Origin of the sequence: Streptomyces sp. DH12, assembly GCF_020873895.1 — a bacterium.
Taxonomy (GTDB): domain Bacteria; phylum Actinomycetota; class Actinomycetes; order Streptomycetales; family Streptomycetaceae; genus Streptomyces.
The window spans coordinates 1-16,132 of record NZ_JAHWGT010000056.1 but is presented as its reverse complement, the minus strand read 5'-3'; the positions used below and the strand labels follow the sequence as shown (position 1 = coordinate 16,132).

Sequence of the window (16,132 nt, the reverse complement as noted above, 5' to 3'; positions counted from 1 at the left end):
GCGTCACTGTCGCACGCCGCGCCCCTCCCCCGACATGTGCGTGACGGCGTCCGTGCGGGCCCGTTCACGCGAGCGGCGGGCCGGACCCGACCAGCCGCAGGAGCAGCGGGCCAGGGCGAAGGCGCCCCGTTCGGCGGTGGTGGTCATGTGGTGCGGTTCGCCGCCGGGGCCCTGGGGCGGCGGGGGCGCGTCATGCGGGTGCACACGGCAACGGTACCGGGGAGCGGGGGCGCGTGACGGGGCGTGTGAACGGTCGTTAGGGGAGTGGGGTTTTCCCTCACCTCAGTGCTCCGGGGAGGAGGGCGGGGCCCGGGCAGTCGGCGGCACGGCGTTGGGGTAGGCAGGCGATGGTGGTGCGGAAGCTCAGGCGGGCGGGCGGCGCGGACGTCGCCCCCGTCACCGCGGCCGTGGTGGCGGCGACGGTGGCGGTCACGGGACTCGGCGGGTGCGCGGGGGCGGCCGACGCGCCCCCCGCCGGGGCGGTGGTGGCGAGCGGCAGACCGGTCAGCGACGGCGCCGGCCAGGGCCGGGCAGGCGGCCGGGGCGCCGAGGCGGTGCGCGCGGCGGCGGACGCGCTGGCCCGGGCCGGTACGTCGAAGGCCAGGACGTCGATGGAGATGACGACCGGCGGGACCCGGCTGACCGTCCGCGGCGAGGGCGGCTACGACTTCCGGGCCCGGCGGGGCCGCGTCCAGGTCCTGCTCCCCGAGGACGCCGGCCGGCCCCAGCGGCGCATCACCGAGGTCTTCACGCCCGGAGCGCTGTACATGAAGAACCGCGGCGCGGGCGTCCCCGCCGACAAGTGGGTACGGGTCGACACGGCGACCCTCCCCGACGGCAACCTGGTCACCGGCGGCGCCACCGACCCCGCGGCCGCCGCCGAACTGCTCCGCGCGGCGCGGCAGGTGGCGCTCGTCGGCCCGGCGAGCGTCGGCGGGGTGCCCGTCACCCACTACCGCGGCACCACCGACATCGGCGCCGCCGCGAAGACCGCGTCACCGCAGGTGCGCGGGGCGCTGGCGGCGGCGGCGAAGGGCTTCGCCACGGACGCGGTGGCGTTCGACGCGTACCTGGACGACGAGGGACGGCTGCGGAAGGTCCGCCACCGGTTCCGCTTCGCCAACGGGGCGGGCGAGGTCGGTGTCGAGTCGACGACGGAGCTGTACGACTTCGGGACGCCCGTCGGCGTACGGCTCCCGCCGTCGCGCGACATCTACGCCGGACGGATCGAGGGCTGAACCCCCCAGGCGCGGTGAACGGCCCGTCCCGGGGCGGGGGCACCGGCCCCTCCCGGGGAGGGGAGCCCGGCCCGCCGCGGCGCCGGGGGCCCGGCCCGTCACGGAGCGGGAAGCCCGGCCCGTCACGGAGCGGGAAGCGGCCGCCGGGCCGCGGGCGGGGGCCCGACGGACCATTCGGATGGTTCCCGGAATGGTCCGGACGTGTCATGCGCGGTGCGTGTCCCGCTCCCTACGCTAGGAAGCCGACACCGGCTGGAAGAGGTGAACGCGCGTGGCCCCGCTCAGTATGACGACCGTCCAGGACCACGTGGCGCTCGCCGAGATCGAGCTCTGCGGGGAACTGATGATCGCGGCGTCCGCCACGGAGGCGGAACGGCTCAGCCCGGACCGGATCGACGAGGTCCTCAAGGTCTCGGCGGCCGCCCGCACCCCGAGCGGCGGCCCCTCCGGCACCCCGCTCACCCCCTGACCCCCCGCCGCCGCCCCGGAAGCCGCCGCCGAACTGCTCCGCGCCGGCGCGAACCCCGCAGGCCCGGGACCGCGACCGGAGCCGAGCCGAATCCCCGGGACCGGAGCCGAGCCGAATCCCCGGGACCGGAGCCGAGCCGAATCCCCGGGACCGGAGCCGAGCCGGAGCCTCGGGACCCAAGCCGAGCCGGGACCGGAGCCCAGCCGGAGCCGGGACCGAATCCGAGCCGGATCCGAGCCGGAGCCGGGAGCGGTGCGGGGAGCGGCACCGAAAGAGGTGCCCCAGCGATCGGTTTCGGACAGCGTTCCGGCTCAGGTGCGCATCATCCGGGCGATCGCCTTCGTCGCCTCCTCGACCTTCACGTCGATCTCGTCGCCGCCCTTGACGGCCGCGGCGGCCACGCAGTGGCGCAGGTGCTCCTCCAGCAACTGGAGCGCGAAGGACTGCAGCGCCTTCGTCGACGCGGAGACCTGGGTGAGCACGTCGATGCAGTAGACGTCCTCGTCGACCATCCGCTGCAGGCCCCTGATCTGGCCTTCGATCCGGCGCAGCCGCTTCAGGTGCTCGTCCTTCTGCTTGTGGTACCCGTGCACCGCGTGATCGTGGTCACCGCCGGCCCGCTCGGGGCCCGTGACCGGAGGGCCGGCCGGCTCCGTGGTCGTCATGTGGTCCTCCCGTCGTCCACCCGAGGGGATATACCCCTCGCGGGTATATGGTACCGATCCGAGCGAGATTGCGCGGGGGCGGTTCAGTTCTCCTCGACCTATGGGCGACACTGAGGAACGCCGGTTCGCCGTGGCCGGATGATGCGCCTAGCATCAGCCTGACCGACATCCATGCACCGAAGGACCCCACGTGCGCTTTCGTCTGACCCCCCGGGAGACGAGCTTCTACGACATGTTCTCCGCGTCGGCGGACAACATCGTCACCGGCTCGAAGCTCCTGATGGAACTGCTGGGAGCGGAGGCGTCCGCGCGGGCCGACATCGCGGAGCGGATGCGGGCGGCCGAGCACGCCGGTGACGACGCGACGCACGCGATCTTCCACCAGCTGAACTCCTCCTTCATCACGCCGTTCGACCGCGAGGACATCTACGCCCTGGCCTCGTCGCTCGACGACGTCATGGACTTCATGGAGGAGGCCGTCGACCTCGTCGTCCTCTACAACGTGGAGGAGCTGCCGAAGGGCGTCGAGCAGCAGATCGAGGTGCTGGCCCGCGCCGCCGAGCTCACCGCCGAGGCCATGCCGCACCTGCGGACGATGAACAACCTCACCGAGTACTGGATCGAGGTCAACCGGCTGGAGAACCAGGCCGACCAGATCCACCGCAAGCTGCTCGCCCACCTCTTCAGCGGCAAGTACGACGCCATCGAGGTGCTGAAGCTGAAGCAGATCGTGGACGTGCTGGAAGAGGCGGCCGACGCCTTCGAGCACGTGGCGAACACGGTGGAGACCATCGCCGTCAAGGAGTCCTGAGGCTCCGTGGACACCTTCGCTCTGGTCGTGACCGTAGGGGTCGCGCTCTTCTTCACGTACACCAACGGCTTCCACGACTCCGCGAACGCCATCGCGACCTCCGTGTCGACGCGCGCGCTCACGCCGCGCGCCGCGCTCGCGATGGCGGCGGTCATGAACCTCGCCGGCGCCTTCATGGGCAGCGGCGTCGCCAAGACCGTCAGTGAGGGGCTGATCGCCGCCCCCACCGGCGACAAGGGGATGGGCATCCTCTTCGCCGCGCTCGTCGGCGCGATCGTGTGGAACCTCGTCACCTGGTACTTCGGGCTGCCCTCGTCGTCGTCGCACGCGCTCTTCGGCGGCATGGTCGGCGCCGCGCTCGCGGGTGGCACCGAGGTCATCTGGGGCGGCGTCCTCGAGAAGATCGTCATCCCGATGTTCATCTCGCCGTTCGTCGGCCTGATCCTGGGCTACCTGGTGATGGCCGGCATCATGTGGATCTTCCGGAAGGCCGGGCCGCACAAGACCAAGCGCGGCTTCCGCATCGCGCAGACCGTCTCGGCGGCCGGCATGGCCCTCGGCCACGGCCTCCAGGACGCCCAGAAGACGATGGGCATCGTGGTGATGGCGCTGGTCATCGCCGACGTCGAGCAGGCCGGCGACCCCATCCCGTTCTGGGTGAAGGTCGCCAGCGCGGTGATGCTGTCGCTCGGCACCTACGCGGGCGGCTGGCGGATCATGCGGACCCTCGGCCGGCGGATCATCGAGCTGGACCCGCCGCAGGGCTTCGCGGCCGAGACCACCGCGGCGTCCGTCATGTACTCGGCGTCGTTCATCTTCCACGCGCCGATCTCCACGACCCACGTGATCACCTCGGCGATCATGGGTGTGGGCGCCACCAAGCGGGTCAACGCCGTGCGGTGGGGCGTCGCGAAGAACATCATCCTCGGCTGGTTCATCACCATGCCGGCGGCGGCGGCCGTCGCCGCGGTGAGCTTCTTCGTCGTGAGACTGCTCTTCGGCTGACCGCCGACCACCGGCCCCGGCGCCCCGGCGTGTCGCCGGGGCACCGGCCGTGAGGACCGAACGGGCCCGCCCCTGGGAGAGGGGGCGGGCCCTTCGTCTCGCGGTGGCACCGCCATGCAGCACCGCAGGACGTGTGTGGGGGGTGGCTCAGCCGAAGCGGCCGGAGATGTAGTCCTCCGTGGCCTGCACCGACGGGTTGGAGAAGATGCGCTCCGTCTCGTCGAGCTCGATCAGCTTGCCGGGCTGGCCGACCGCGGCCAGGTTGAAGAAGGCCGTACGGTCCGAGACGCGGGCGGCCTGCTGCATGTTGTGCGTCACGATGACGATCGTGAACTGCTCCTTCAGCTCGCCGATCAGGTCCTCGATGGCGAGGGTGGAGATCGGGTCCAGGGCGGAGCAGGGCTCGTCCATCAGCAGGACGTCCGGCTCGACCGCGATGGCGCGGGCGATGCACAGGCGCTGCTGCTGACCGCCGGAGAGGCCCGAGCCCGGCTTGTTCAGCCGGTCCTTCACCTCGTTCCACAGGTTCGCGCCCTTCAGGGAGCGCTCGACGACGTCGTTCAGCTCGGACTTGCGGTAGCTGCCGTTCAGACGCAGGCCCGCCGCCACGTTGTCGTAGATCGACATGGTGGGGAAGGGATTCGGGCGCTGGAACACCATGCCGACCGTGCGGCGCACGGCGACCGGGTCGACGTCCTTGCCGTAGAGGTTCTGGTCGTCGAGCATCACCTTGCCCTCGACGCGGCCGCCGGGGGTGACCTCGTGCATCCGGTTCAGGGTGCGCAGGAAGGTGGACTTGCCGCAGCCGGAGGGGCCGATGAAGGCCGTGACGGAGCGGGGCTCGACGGTCATCGAGATGTCGTCGATCGCCTTGTGGTTGCCGTAGTAAGCGGAGAGGCCGCTGACGTCGATTCGCTTGGCCATCTGAATCACTTCCCAGTTTGCGCCGCCCGGCGGGGCCGGCCGGTGGAGCCTTAGCGGCTGGTCTTCGGGGCCTTCCAGCGGGCGATGCCGCGGGCCACCAGGTTGAGGATCATGACGAAGACGATCAGGACGAGCGCGGCGGCCCAGGCGCGGGCCACGGCGGCGTCGGTACCGACGGCGTACTGCTCGTAGACGTAGAGCGGCAGCGACGCCTGGGCGCCTTCGAAGGGGTTCGGGTTGATCAGCTTCGTACCGAAGACGAGGAGCAGCACGGGGGCCGTCTCGCCGGTGATACGGGCGACCGCGAGCATGACGCCCGTGGTGATGCCGCCGATCGCGGTCGGCAGGACCACCTTGAGGATGGTCTTCCACTTGGGGACGCCCAGGGCGAGGGAGGCCTCGCGCAGCTCGTTCGGGACGAGCTTGAGCATCTCCTCGGTGGAGCGGACGACCACCGGCATCATGAGGATGGCCAGCGCCATCGAGCCGGCGAAGCCGGAGGGCCCGAAGCCCAGCATGAGGTTCCAGGTGGCGAGGATGAACAGGCCCGCGACGATCGACGGGACGCCCGTCATCACGTCGACGAAGAAGGTGACGGCGTGGGCCAGGCGGCCCCTGCCGTACTCGACCAGGTAGATCGCGGTCAGCATGCCGATCGGGGCCGCGATGAGGGCCGCGATGGCGACCTGCTCGATGGTGCCGAGCAGCGCGTGGTAGACGCCGCCGCCGGTCTCGGCGTCGAGGACGCCGTTCATCGAGTGGGTGAGGAAGTAGACGTCGAGGACTTCCAGGCCCTTGGTCACCGTCACCCAGGCCAGGGAGGCGAGCGGGACGACGGCGAGGACGAAGCAGACCCAGACGAGGCTGGTCGCCACGCGGTCCTTCGCCTGCCGGACGTTCTCGACCTTGGCGGTGACGACGTACGTGGCGGCGACGAACAGCACCGCGGAGAGCAGCCCCCACTGGGTGCGGCTCTCCCAGCCGGCGGCGGCGCCGATGCCGCAGCCGGCCGCGAGGGAGCCGGCGGCGACGGCGGCCGGCGCCCAGCGGGGCAGGCGCGCGTGGGACAGCGGCGCGGGCCGGGCCGCGGGGGTGGTGACGGGCCGCTTCTCCTGGATGACGTGGCTCATGCGTTCGCCCCCGAGTACTCCTTGCGGCGGCCGATGATCCAGCGGGCCGCGCCGTTGACCAGCAGCGTGATGACGAACAGGACGAGGCCGGAGGCGATCAGGGCGTCGCGGCCGAACTCGTTCGCCTCGTTGAACTTCGCGGCGATGTTCTGGGCGAACGTGCCGCCGCCCGGGTCGAGGATGCGCCCGGAGATGAGGAAGCTGGGGGAGAGGACGACGGCGACGGCCATCGTCTCGCCGAGGGCCCGGCCCAGGCCGAGCATGGAGGCGCTGATGATGCCGGAGCGGCCGAACGGCAGCACCGACATGCGGATGGTCTCCCAGCGGGTCGCGCCGAGGGCCAGGGCGGCCTCCTCGTGCATGCGCGGGACCTGGAGGAACACCTCGCGGGTGACGTTGGTGATGATCGGCAGGATCATGATCGCCAGCAGGACGCCGACGGTGAACAGGTTGCGCGCCACGCCCTCGCCGGACTTGTCGAAGACGTACGTCCAGCCCATGTACTGGTCGAGCCACTGGTTGAGGCCGCCGAGGTACGGGACGAGGAAGATCGCGCCCCACAGGCCGTAGATGATGCTGGGCACCGCGGCGAGGAGGTCGACGACGTACCCGAGCGGCGAGGCGAGCCGGCGCGGCGCGTAGTGGGAGATGAAGAGCGCGATGCCGATCGCGACCGGCACGGCGATGACCATGGCGATGATCGAGCTGACGATCGTGCCGAAGGCCAGGACGGCGATGCCGAAGACGGGCGGGTTGCCGGCGGGATTCCACTCGGACGTGGTGAGGAAGTCGCCCTCGTTCTCCGAGATGGCGAGGACGGCGCGGTAGGTGAGGAAGACCGCGATCGCCGCCATGATCACCAGGAGGGTGATGCCGGAGCCGCGGGACAGGCCGCGGAAGACCTTGTCGCCGGCGCGGGACGGGGCGCTCGTCTTCGGGGCGGGCGGCTGACCGCGCCGGGGTGGCGGGACGTGGTGCGGGGTGGCTGTGGCCATCGTGTGTTCTCCGGTCTGCGGAGCGGGCGTGGCTCGCTCCTGGCGGCGGTGCACCGGATGCCGGGGCCGGCCGGGCCCTGGGGTGGGAGGGCCGGCCCCGGTCGGGTCGTCAGGAGAGGGTGGGGACGATCTGCCGGACCTTGGCCGCGATCTCGGCCGGGAGCGGCGCGTAGCCCGCGTCGGAGAGGACCTTCTGGCCCTCCTCGCTCGCGGTGTAGGTGAGGAACGCCTTCAGGGTGGGCAGGGTGTCCGCCTTGTTGCCCTTGTCGCAGGCGATCTCGTAGGTGACGAGGATGATCGGGTAGGCGCCCTCGGCCTTGGTCTTGTAGTCGAGGGAGAGGGCGAGGTCGCTGCCGGTGCCCTTGACCTTGGCGGCCGCGATGGCCTTGGAGGCGTTCTCCGGGGTGGCCTCGACCGGCTGGGCGGCGCCCGTGTTCAGCTTGACCGTGCTGATGCTGCTGGCGGTCGCGTAGGACAGCTCGAAGTAGCCGATCGCGCCGTTGGTGTCCTTGACGGCGGCGGCGACGCCGGAGGAGCCGTTCGCGGCCTGGCCGCCGGGGGCGGGCCACGACTTCGTCTTCGGGTCGTGCTTCCAGTCCGCGGCGGCGGCCTCGCTGAGGTACTTGCCGAGGTTCTGGGTGGTGCCCGACTCGTCGGAGCGGTGGAAGGCCTGGATCGCCAGGTCGGGCAGCTTGACGCCCGGGTTCAGCTTGGCGATGGCCGGGTCGTTCCACTTGGTGATCTTGGAGTCGAAGATCTTGGCGAGGGTGGCGGCGTCGAGGACGAGGCCGTCCACGCCGTCGAGCTTGTAGCCGATGGCGACGGGGCCGCCGACCATGGGGAGGTTGATGCCCTTGCCGCCCTTGCAGATCTTCTGCGACTCGGTGACCTCCTCCTCCTTCAGCGCGGAGTCGGAGCCGGCGAAGGCGACCTGGCCCTGGTTGAACTTGGTGATGCCGCCGCCGGAGCCGATCGCCTGGTAGTTCACCTCGACGCCGGCGCAGGCCGCCTGGAAGTTCTTCACCCAGAGGTCCATGGCGTTCTTCTGCGCGGTGGAGCCCGCGGCGAGGAGCTGGCCCTTGGCGCCCTCGCAGGCGATGTTCGAGGCGGTGGTCGGCTTCTTCGCCCCGTCCGGGTTCGAGTTGTCGTCCGAACCACACGCCGTGAGTACCAGGGCGCCGGAGACGGCGAGGGCGCCGAGCGCGGTGGCGCGAAGCCCGGTCTTGCGATGAAGCTTCACTTTCGGGTGTTCCTTCCAGTAACCGCCGGGCCGGGAGGCCCCTGGGCGGGTTCAAGGCCGGTTGTACGACGGCGTGTGTCGGAGTGGGCGGTGATGGCGTCTGCTGGTCACCGTGTACGGCCGAAATTAGGCAGATCAGGTGAAGCGGTCGACGGAGGGGAGTGAACGGGAGGTGAACCGTGCCGGAAGTGGCGGTGCAGTGCATACCGGGCGCCCCCACCACACCCCGCGCGCCCCCGGTGCCTGGTGCGCGCCCCCACGGTGCGGGGGCCCGGTACGCGCCGCGCGTCCCGGCGGCGCGGCGGGCCCTGGTACGCGCCGTGCGCCCCCGCGGCGCGGCGGCTCCGGCCGGCCCGGTCACACCGTGGCGAGAAACAGCCCGACCAGCGGCCGGTCCGTGGCGTGGCTGAGGTGGGCGGCCGCCTCCGGAGCCGGTACCCACCGCAGGGCGTCCACCTCCCGGCTCGGCGTGAACGCGCCGCCCGTCGCCTCGGCCGCCCAGTACGTGACCTCCTTGGGCCGGCCCTTGACCCGGTAGTGGACGGTCGCCAGGAACGGGCCCGGCACGCACGACTGGCCGGTCTCCTCCGCCACCTCGCGGACCGCCGCCGCGAGGAGCTCCTCGCCCGGTTCGAGCTTCCCCTTCGGGAACGACCAGTCGTCGTACTTGGGCCGGTGCACCAGGCACAGCTCCGCCACCCCGCCCGGCCCCGGCCGCCACAGCAGGCAGCCGGCCGCCCGGACGGTGCCGCTCACGGGGCCGTCACCGCCGTGCGGCGCCAGGCGCGGTGGAAGGCCAGCCGCGCCGCGTCCACCTCGTGCCGCTGGTCGGCGTGGAGGACGCCCAGCGTGTACGCGGTCGCCGGGGCGATCCGGGGGGTGCGGGCGGCGGTGGCGGCGGCCGCCGCGGCCTCCGCTGCGTCCCGGTGCCGGTCCAGCGCGGTCGCCGCCTCGTACAGCTCGGGCGCGGGCACGGCGTACACCTCCTGCGCGTACCGGTGGAGGCGCAGCAGCAGCCGCACCTGGTGCCAGGGCGCGTCCTGCGGCTCGCCGCCGACCGCGGGGGTCATCGGCAGCACGCCGACCGCGTCCAGCAGGCGGCGCTCCACCGCCTCCGCGGGGCCGGGGAGGACCTCGGGGGCGGGCGCGGCGGCGGCCGGTCCGAGGGGCAGCTCCGACGCCAGGAGGGCCACCGCGTCCGCCACGGCGTGGAAGCGGGAGGAGCCGAGCGCCTGCAGGGCGGCGGAGTGGGCGCGGGTCCGGGCCAGGGTCAGCTGCCGTTCCAGCAGGGCGCCGGCGCGGGCCGCGCCCATCGTCATCGCCCCGCCGCCGGACGGGCTCCTCGGGGGCGGCACGGTCCCGCCGGTCAGGCGGGACAGCGCGTCCACGAGGCGGACCAGTCGGGAGGTGCAGGCGTGCTCCTGGGCGAGCGTCGCGGAGAGCCAGGCCAGTTCGGCGCGCAGCCCGTCCGCCCACGCCCCGTCGAGGAGCGGGCGGAAGGTGTGCAGGGTCGCGCCGATGCGGCGGGCGGCGGCCCGCAGCGACCGGGCGGCCTCCTCCGCGCCGGAGCTGTCCGAGCCGTTGCTCTCGGTGTGCAGCCGCAGCGCGCGCAGGAAGTCGTTCGCGCGGGCGTGGAGGTACGGCGCCAGGACCTCGCCCGCGGGTTGGGTGGGGTCATGTTTGTGCACGTCGGCGCCTCCGGGCGTCTATGAGCATCTCCTGGACGTGCCGCAGGGGCTGGCCGTCCGCGTCCGTCGAGTGCCGGGTCCAGTCGCCGTCGGGGCCGAGGTGCCACGAGGCGGTGGTGTCGGCCATGCCGGTCTCCAGCAGGCGGTGGATCGCCGCGCGGTGGGCCGGGTCGGAGAGCCGTACCAGCGCCTCTATGCGGCGGTCGAGGTTGCGGTGCATCATGTCGGCGCTGCCGAGCCACACCTCCGGTTCGCCGCCGTTGCCGAAGGCGAAGACGCGGGAGTGCTCCAGGAAGCGGCCGAGGATCGAGCGGACCCGTATGTTCTCGGACAGGCCGGTGACGCCGGGGCGCAGGGCGCAGATGCCGCGCACCCAGATGTCGACGGGCACGCCCGCCTGCGAGGCGCGGTAGCAGGCGTCGACGACCGCCTCGTCGACCATGGAGTTGACCTTGATGCGGACGTACGCGGGGCGACCCGCCCGGTGGTGGCCGATCTCCTTCTCTATCCGCGACACGAGGCCGTCGCGCAGCGACTTCGGGGCGACGAGCAGCCGGCGGTAGGTCTCGCGGCGGGAGTAGCCGGAGAGGCGGTTGAACAGGTCGGAGAGGTCGGCGCCGACCTGCGGGTCGGCGGTGAGCAGCCCCAGGTCCTCGTAGAGGCGCGCGGTCTTCGGGTGGTAGTTGCCGGTGCCGACGTGCGAGTACCGGCGCAGCAGCTCGCCCTCCTGGCGGACGACGAGCGACAGCTTGCAGTGGGTCTTCAGGCCGACCAGCCCGTACACCACGTGGCAGCCGGACTCCTCCAGCTTGCGGGCCCACTTGATGTTGGCCTGCTCGTCGAAGCGGGCCTTGATCTCGACGAGGACGAGGACCTGCTTGCCCGACTCGGCGGCGTCGATCAGCGCGTCCACTATCGGCGAGTCGCCGGAGGTGCGGTACAGGGTCTGCTTGATCGCCAGGACGTCCGGGTCGGCCGCCGCCTGCTCCAGGAACGCCTGCACGGAGGTGGAGAAGCTGTCGTACGGGTGGTGCAGCAGCACGTCCCGCTCGCGCAGCGCCGCGAAGATGTCCGGCGCGGACGCCGACTCGACCTCCGCGAGGTCGCGGTGGGTGCCGGCGACGAACTTCGGGTACTTCAGCTCCGGCCGGTCCTGGCCCGCTATGCCGAACAGGCCGGTGAGGTCCAGCGGGCCGGGCAGCGGGTACACCTCGGCGTCGGAGACCTTCAGCTCCCGCACGAGCAGGTCGAGGACGTAGGGGTCGATGGACTCCTCGACCTCCAGCCGCACCGGCGGGCCGAAGCGGCGCCGCATCAGCTCCTTCTCCAGGGCCTGCAGGAGGTTCTCGGTGTCGTCCTCCTCGACCTCCAGGTCCTCGTTCCTGGTGACGCGGAACATGTGGTGCGCCAGCACCTCCATGCCGGGGAACAGCTCCTCCAGGTGCGCGGCGATGACGTCCTCCAGCGGCACGTACCGCTGCGGCGACGCCTCCAGGAACCGCGTCAGCAGGGGCGGGACCTTCACGCGGGCGAAGTGGCGGTGGCCGCTGACGGGGTTGCGGACGACGACGGCGAGGTTGAGGGAGAGCCCGGAGATGTAGGGGAAGGGGTGCGCGGGGTCCACGGCGAGCGGCGTCAGCACGGGGAAGATCTGCTGCCGGAAGAGCGTGAAGAGCCGGGCCTGCTCCTTCTCGGTCAGGTCGTGCCAGCGGACGAGGTGGATGTTCTCGTCGGCCAGCGCCGGGGCGACGTCCTGCTGGAAGCAGGCCGCGTGCCGGGCCATGAGCTCGCGCGAGCGGGTCCAGATCAGGTCGAGGACCTCGCGGGGCTGGAGGCCGGACGCCGAGCGGGTGGCGACCCCGGTGGCGATGCGCCGCTTCAGTCCGGCGACGCGGACCATGAAGAACTCGTCCAGGTTGGACGCGAAGATCGCGAGGAAGTTGGCCCGCTCCAGCAGGGGGGTGGCCGGGTCCTCGGCCAGCTCCAGGACCCGTTCGTTGAACGCGAGCCAGCTGCGCTCCCGGTCGAGGAAGCGGCCTTCCGGCAGCTCCGAGGGGGCGCCGTCCGCGTCGTACGCGTCCAGGTCGGCGTCGAGGTCCGGGGACAGCTCGGTGGCGGTGGTCGCCGCGGCGACGGCGTGGGGCCGGTGCGCGGCTATGGATCCGACGGACGGCTGGGCGTGCGGGGGCGACGGCTGTACCTGCTGGACCGGGACCTCGGCGGGCTGCTGGCTCATGTCACCATTCTTCCGCGCCAGGGGCTGGTCAGGCGCGTCGGAACGGCCCTGGCAGGCGGACACGGCGGGCTTCATTGGCCGAGGGTCGCAAGCGTGTCTGAATGATCGGTAACGGGGACGTGACGTTTCCGGGTGCGCCACCCCCGCGAACCCCCCACTCCCGCCCCTCCCGGAGCGCGACGGGCGGGGGCCGGGGGCCGGGGGCCGGGCGGGCCGGGGCGGCGGGGCCGGGCCTCGCGGCGCGGCCGGACGTCCGCGGGCGCGGCTCGCGACGCCGGGGGCGTGCCGGGGCGCCGAGGGCGCGCGCGGGGGCGCGATGGCGGGTACTCGCCAGGCCCGGGGCGGGGTGCCGCCGTGGTGGCGGCACCCCGGGGTGGGCGGGGGGTCACGTCTCCGTGCGGTACATGAGGTCGACCTCGTGGGTCGTGAAGCCCATGCCCTCGTAGACGCGCAGGGCCGCGGGGTTGTCGGCGTCGACGTACAGCATCGCCGTCGGCAGGCCCTCGGCGGCGAGGTGGCGCAGGCCGATGGCGGTGAGGGCCTTGCCGAGGCCGCCGCCCTGGGCGTCGGGGGAGATGCCGAGCACGTACACCTCGCCGAGCCGCTCCTCGGCGTGGACCTTCGTCCAGTGGAAGCCGACCAGGGCGCCGTCGGAGGCGCGCTCGGCGAGGAAGAAGCCCTTGGGGTCGAACCACGGCTCGTTCCTGCGGTCGTCCAGGTCCCGCTGGGTCAGGGCGCCCTGCTCGGGGTGGTGGGCGAAGGCGGCGGCGTTGAGGGCGAGCCAGGCGGCGTCGTCCTGGCCGGGGACGTAGGCGCGGACGGTGACGCCGGGGGGCAGGGCCGGCTCGGGGACGTCCAGCGGGGCCAGCGGGCGGCGCAGTTGCCGCAGCTCGCGGAAGAGGGTGAGCCCGAGGACCTGGGCGAGGTGGCGGGCGGCGGGCTTGCCGCCGTGCGCCCACACCCGCAGCCGCTTGCCGGACTCGGCGAGCAGGGCGGAGCCGAGCGCCCGCCCGTGGCCGCGGCCGCGCTGCGCGGGGTCGACGACCAGCTCGGCCGCCGGGGCCTCGACGGGGTCGGTGTCCTCCAGCTGGGCGTAGCCGGCGAGCCGGTCGGCGACGAAGAGGAGCAGGTGGCGTACGCCTTCCCGGCGGCCGTCCGACTGCCGGTCGTCCTCCGTCCGCTGTCCTTCGCCGGTGGCGGCGCCGGCGGCCCCGGCTCGGGTGAACGCCTTCAGTTGGAGGCGGCCCTGTTCGGAGACGGCCTGGACGCCGTCGGTGCGGGCGGCGTCGGCGAGCAGGTCGAGGACGTCCTGGGCCTGCTCCGGGGTGAGCTCGTCGAAGATCTCGATGCGGCGTCCCGACTCGGGGGCCGTTGCGCGAACGTCAGTCGTCATGCGTACGAGCCTACGGCGGCGGTGCGCCGCCCGACGGGTGAAGGCAATCAGGTCGTAACCCGTTCCCCCCTGTTGCGCTACGCGCGTTGACCTTAGGCTGCGCTCGGCAGACCAGTGGCCATGACCTCACCCTTCTCTGACGGCGTGTGAAGTCATGTGGTGTCAAAAGGGGAAAAACGGACAGATGTCGACTACACGGCACAAGAAGCGAACGGGACGGCGGATACTCGCCACCGCGGCCGGGCTCGCCACCGCGGGCGCGCTCGTGGCGGCCCTCCCGGCCGGCGCCGCCGAGGAGCAGGACGCCGGCGCGTCCGGCTGGAAGCGCGGCGAGAAGGTCTCCGGCCGGACCGTCGACGTGCAGCTGCTCTCCTTCAACGACCTGCACGGCAACCTCGAACCGCCGGCCGGTTCGTCCGGCGAGGTCAGCCACGTCCACGCCGACGGCACCACCGAGAAGATCAAGGCCGGCGGCGTCGAGTACCTGGCCACGCACCTGCGCACCGCCCGCAAGGGCCACCCCTACTCGATCACCGCGGCCGCCGGCGACATGATCGGCGCGTCCCCGCTGGTCTCCGGCCTCTTCCACGACGAGCCGACGATCGACGCGCTCAACAAGCTCAAGCTCGACGTCTCCTCCGTGGGCAACCACGAGTTCGACGAGGGCGCCGCCGAGCTGGCCCGCATCCAGAAGGGCGGCTGCCACCCCACCGACGGCTGCGCCGAGGGCACGACGTACCAGGGTGCCGACTTCCCCTACCTCGCGGCGAACGTGACGGACGAGAAGACCGGCAAGCCGATCCTCGACCCGTACTTCGTCTGGGAGCGCGCCGGCGTCCGCATCGGCTTCGTCGGCGTGACCCTGGAGGGCACCCCGAACATCGTCAACGCCGAGGGCATCAAGGGCCTGAAGTTCGGCGACGAGGTCGAGACGATCAACAAGTACACGAAGGTGCTGGAGGCCAAGGGCGTCAAGTCCGTCGTCGCCCTGATCCACGAGGGCGGCGCCCCGGCCTCGTCGGCGTACAACTACGACTGCGACAGCCCCGGCCCTGGCGACGGCGTCTCCGGCCCGATCGTCGACATCGCCAAGCGGCTCAGCCCGCAGGTCGACGCGGTGGTGACCGGCCACACCCACCAGGCGTACGCGTGCACCATCGCCGACCCGGCGGGCAAGCCGCGCACGGTCACCTCGGCGGCCTCCTTCGGCAAGCTGTACACGGACACGACCCTCACGTACGACCGCGCCACCAAGGACATCGTCCGCACGGCCGTGGCGTCCGCGAACCACGTCGTCACCCGTGACGTCGCCCCGGCGCCCGACATGACGCGCCTGATCGAGCGGTGGAAGGCGCTGGCCGCGCCGATCGCCGACCGGCCGGTGGGCCACATCTCCGCCGACATCAACGGCCGCGGCTCGACCGCGTACGAGAAGCCGCTCGGCGACCTGATCGCCGACGCGCAGCTGGAGGGCCTGGCCCCGGCCGACAAGGGCGGCGCGCAGATCGCGTTCATGAACCCCGGCGGCATCCGCGCCGACCTCGTCCACGCGAAGTCCGGCAGCGAGACCGCCGACGGCGTCGTCACCTACGGCGAGGCGTACACCGTCCAGCCGTTCACCAACATGATGACCAGCGTCGACCTGACCGGCGCGCAGATCGTCACCGCGCTCCAGCAGCAGGTCAGCGGCTCCAACGAGGCGTCGCCGAAGATCCTCCAGGTGTCGCGCGGCTTCACCTACACGCTGGACATGACCAAGACGGGCGCCGCCCGCGTGGACGCCTCCTCCGTGCGGCTGAACGGCGCGCCGCTCGACCCGGCGAAGACGTACCGCGTCGCGATGAACGAGTTCCTCTCCGGCGGCGGCGACGGCTTCCCGGTCCTCGCGCAGGGCAAGAACAAGCTGGTGGGCGCGTCCGACCTGGACGTCTTCGTCGCCTACCTGACCGCGCACTCGTCGGCGGGCTCCCCGCTGACGCCGCCCGCGGCCGACCGGATCACGGTCGTCAAGTAGGACGGCGGGGGCGGGGCGGGCGGACCACGGCGGTCCGCCCGCCCCGCCCTGTTTCCCGCCTCCTTCGGCGGGGACGGGTCCCCGCTCGCCCGGCGGCGTCCGCCATCTGGTCACTTTGACGTGTACGCGCCATACTCCGCGCATGCCCATGGACCGCCGCGCCCTCCTCACGGCCGCCGCCGCCACCGGCGCCGCCCTCGCCCTCGGCACCCCGGCCGGCTCCACGTCAACCACGCCTCCACCGCCGCGCTGCTCCCGCCCCGCTGGAACGCCGACCGGCTCAACCCGCGCGTCCACGCCCTCCTGGAGGGCACCGGCGCCGCC

General features: G+C 72.6%; 15 protein-coding genes and 2 pseudogenes. 7 read left to right on the top strand and 10 right to left on the bottom strand.

Features of this window, described 5'->3' with window-relative positions; genetic code table 11:
• Positions 1-3: 3 nt before the first annotated feature.
• Positions 4-204 (bottom strand): hypothetical protein, encoded by a 201-nt coding sequence (locus LPA54_RS31385; protein WP_228984168.1) that lies wholly within the window; start codon positions 202-204, stop codon positions 4-6.
• A gap of 143 nt (positions 205-347) precedes the next feature.
• On the opposite strand from LPA54_RS31385, the gene LPA54_RS31380 reads away from it, so the two are divergent.
• Both LPA54_RS31380 and LPA54_RS31375 read left to right on the top strand, forming a co-directional pair.
• Positions 348-1,238 carry a hypothetical protein gene (locus LPA54_RS31380; protein ID WP_228984147.1) on the top strand — a complete coding sequence of 297 codons (891 nt, stop codon included), beginning with the start codon at positions 348-350 and terminating at the stop codon, positions 1,236-1,238.
• A gap of 286 nt (positions 1,239-1,524) precedes the next feature.
• A complete protein-coding gene (locus LPA54_RS31375; protein ID WP_228984162.1) occupies positions 1,525-1,707 on the top strand; it encodes a hypothetical protein in 183 nt (60 codons plus the stop codon).
• A 311-nt stretch (positions 1,708-2,018) separates the two neighbouring features.
• Here the strand turns inward: LPA54_RS31375 and LPA54_RS31370 are convergent, their stop codons facing one another.
• Positions 2,019-2,372: a metal-sensitive transcriptional regulator gene (locus tag LPA54_RS31370; RefSeq protein WP_228984146.1), complete on the bottom strand. Its 354-nt coding sequence runs from the start codon at positions 2,370-2,372 to the stop codon at positions 2,019-2,021.
• A gap of 190 nt (positions 2,373-2,562) precedes the next feature.
• On the opposite strand from LPA54_RS31370, the gene LPA54_RS31365 reads away from it, so the two are divergent.
• Complete coding sequence (locus tag LPA54_RS31365; protein WP_228984144.1) at positions 2,563-3,183, top strand: DUF47 domain-containing protein; 621 nt, start codon at positions 2,563-2,565, stop codon at positions 3,181-3,183.
• Positions 3,184-3,189: 6 nt separating this feature from the next.
• A complete protein-coding gene (locus LPA54_RS31360) occupies positions 3,190-4,188 on the top strand; it encodes an inorganic phosphate transporter (RefSeq protein ID WP_228984142.1) in 999 nt (332 codons plus the stop codon).
• A 147-nt stretch (positions 4,189-4,335) separates the two neighbouring features.
• On the opposite strand, the gene pstB is transcribed toward LPA54_RS31360, so the two are convergent.
• The 8 genes from pstB to mshD all read right to left on the bottom strand — a co-directional run bounded on the left by pstB (position 4,336) and on the right by mshD (position 13,794).
• Positions 4,336-5,112: a phosphate ABC transporter ATP-binding protein PstB gene (pstB, locus tag LPA54_RS31355; protein WP_228984140.1), complete on the bottom strand. Its 777-nt coding sequence runs from the start codon at positions 5,110-5,112 to the stop codon at positions 4,336-4,338.
• A gap of 50 nt (positions 5,113-5,162) precedes the next feature.
• Entirely contained in the window at positions 5,163-6,242 is a 1,080-nt protein-coding gene (pstA, locus tag LPA54_RS31350) for a phosphate ABC transporter permease PstA (protein ID WP_228984138.1), read from the bottom strand.
• The gene (pstC, locus tag LPA54_RS31345; RefSeq protein ID WP_228984136.1) at positions 6,239-7,237 is read right to left on the bottom strand and encodes a phosphate ABC transporter permease subunit PstC; all 999 of its coding nucleotides are present in this window, start codon (positions 7,235-7,237) and stop codon (positions 6,239-6,241) included. The genes pstA and pstC overlap by 4 nt, the downstream gene beginning before the upstream one ends.
• A gap of 109 nt (positions 7,238-7,346) precedes the next feature.
• Positions 7,347-8,477 (bottom strand): phosphate ABC transporter substrate-binding protein PstS, encoded by a 1,131-nt coding sequence (gene pstS / locus LPA54_RS31340; RefSeq protein ID WP_228984135.1) that lies wholly within the window; start codon positions 8,475-8,477, stop codon positions 7,347-7,349.
• A 357-nt stretch (positions 8,478-8,834) separates the two neighbouring features.
• The gene (locus LPA54_RS31335) at positions 8,835-9,233 is read right to left on the bottom strand and encodes an NUDIX hydrolase (RefSeq protein ID WP_228984132.1); all 399 of its coding nucleotides are present in this window, start codon (positions 9,231-9,233) and stop codon (positions 8,835-8,837) included.
• Positions 9,230-10,165 (bottom strand): CHAD domain-containing protein, encoded by a 936-nt coding sequence (locus LPA54_RS31330; RefSeq protein WP_228984130.1) that lies wholly within the window; start codon positions 10,163-10,165, stop codon positions 9,230-9,232. The genes LPA54_RS31335 and LPA54_RS31330 overlap by 4 nt, the downstream gene beginning before the upstream one ends.
• Positions 10,152-12,401 (bottom strand): RNA degradosome polyphosphate kinase, encoded by a 2,250-nt coding sequence (locus LPA54_RS31325; protein WP_228984128.1) that lies wholly within the window; start codon positions 12,399-12,401, stop codon positions 10,152-10,154. Before LPA54_RS31325 ends, LPA54_RS31330 begins: the two co-directional genes overlap by 14 nt.
• Before the next feature lie 385 nt (positions 12,402-12,786).
• Positions 12,787-13,794 carry a mycothiol synthase gene (mshD, locus tag LPA54_RS31320; protein ID WP_228984127.1) on the bottom strand — a complete coding sequence of 336 codons (1,008 nt, stop codon included), beginning with the start codon at positions 13,792-13,794 and terminating at the stop codon, positions 12,787-12,789.
• Positions 13,795-13,978: 184 nt separating this feature from the next.
• Between mshD and LPA54_RS31315 the strand changes: the two genes are divergently transcribed.
• From LPA54_RS31315 to LPA54_RS31305, 3 genes and pseudogenes are all read left to right on the top strand, one after another.
• Positions 13,979-15,808: a bifunctional UDP-sugar hydrolase/5'-nucleotidase gene (locus LPA54_RS31315; protein ID WP_228984126.1), complete on the top strand. Its 1,830-nt coding sequence runs from the start codon at positions 13,979-13,981 to the stop codon at positions 15,806-15,808.
• A 142-nt stretch (positions 15,809-15,950) separates the two neighbouring features.
• A pseudogene (locus tag LPA54_RS42955) lies at positions 15,951-15,998 on the top strand (hypothetical protein); the annotation flags it as partial.
• Positions 15,999-16,012: 14 nt separating this feature from the next.
• Positions 16,013-16,132 (top strand): annotated as a pseudogene (locus tag LPA54_RS31305) (phospholipase); the annotation flags it as partial.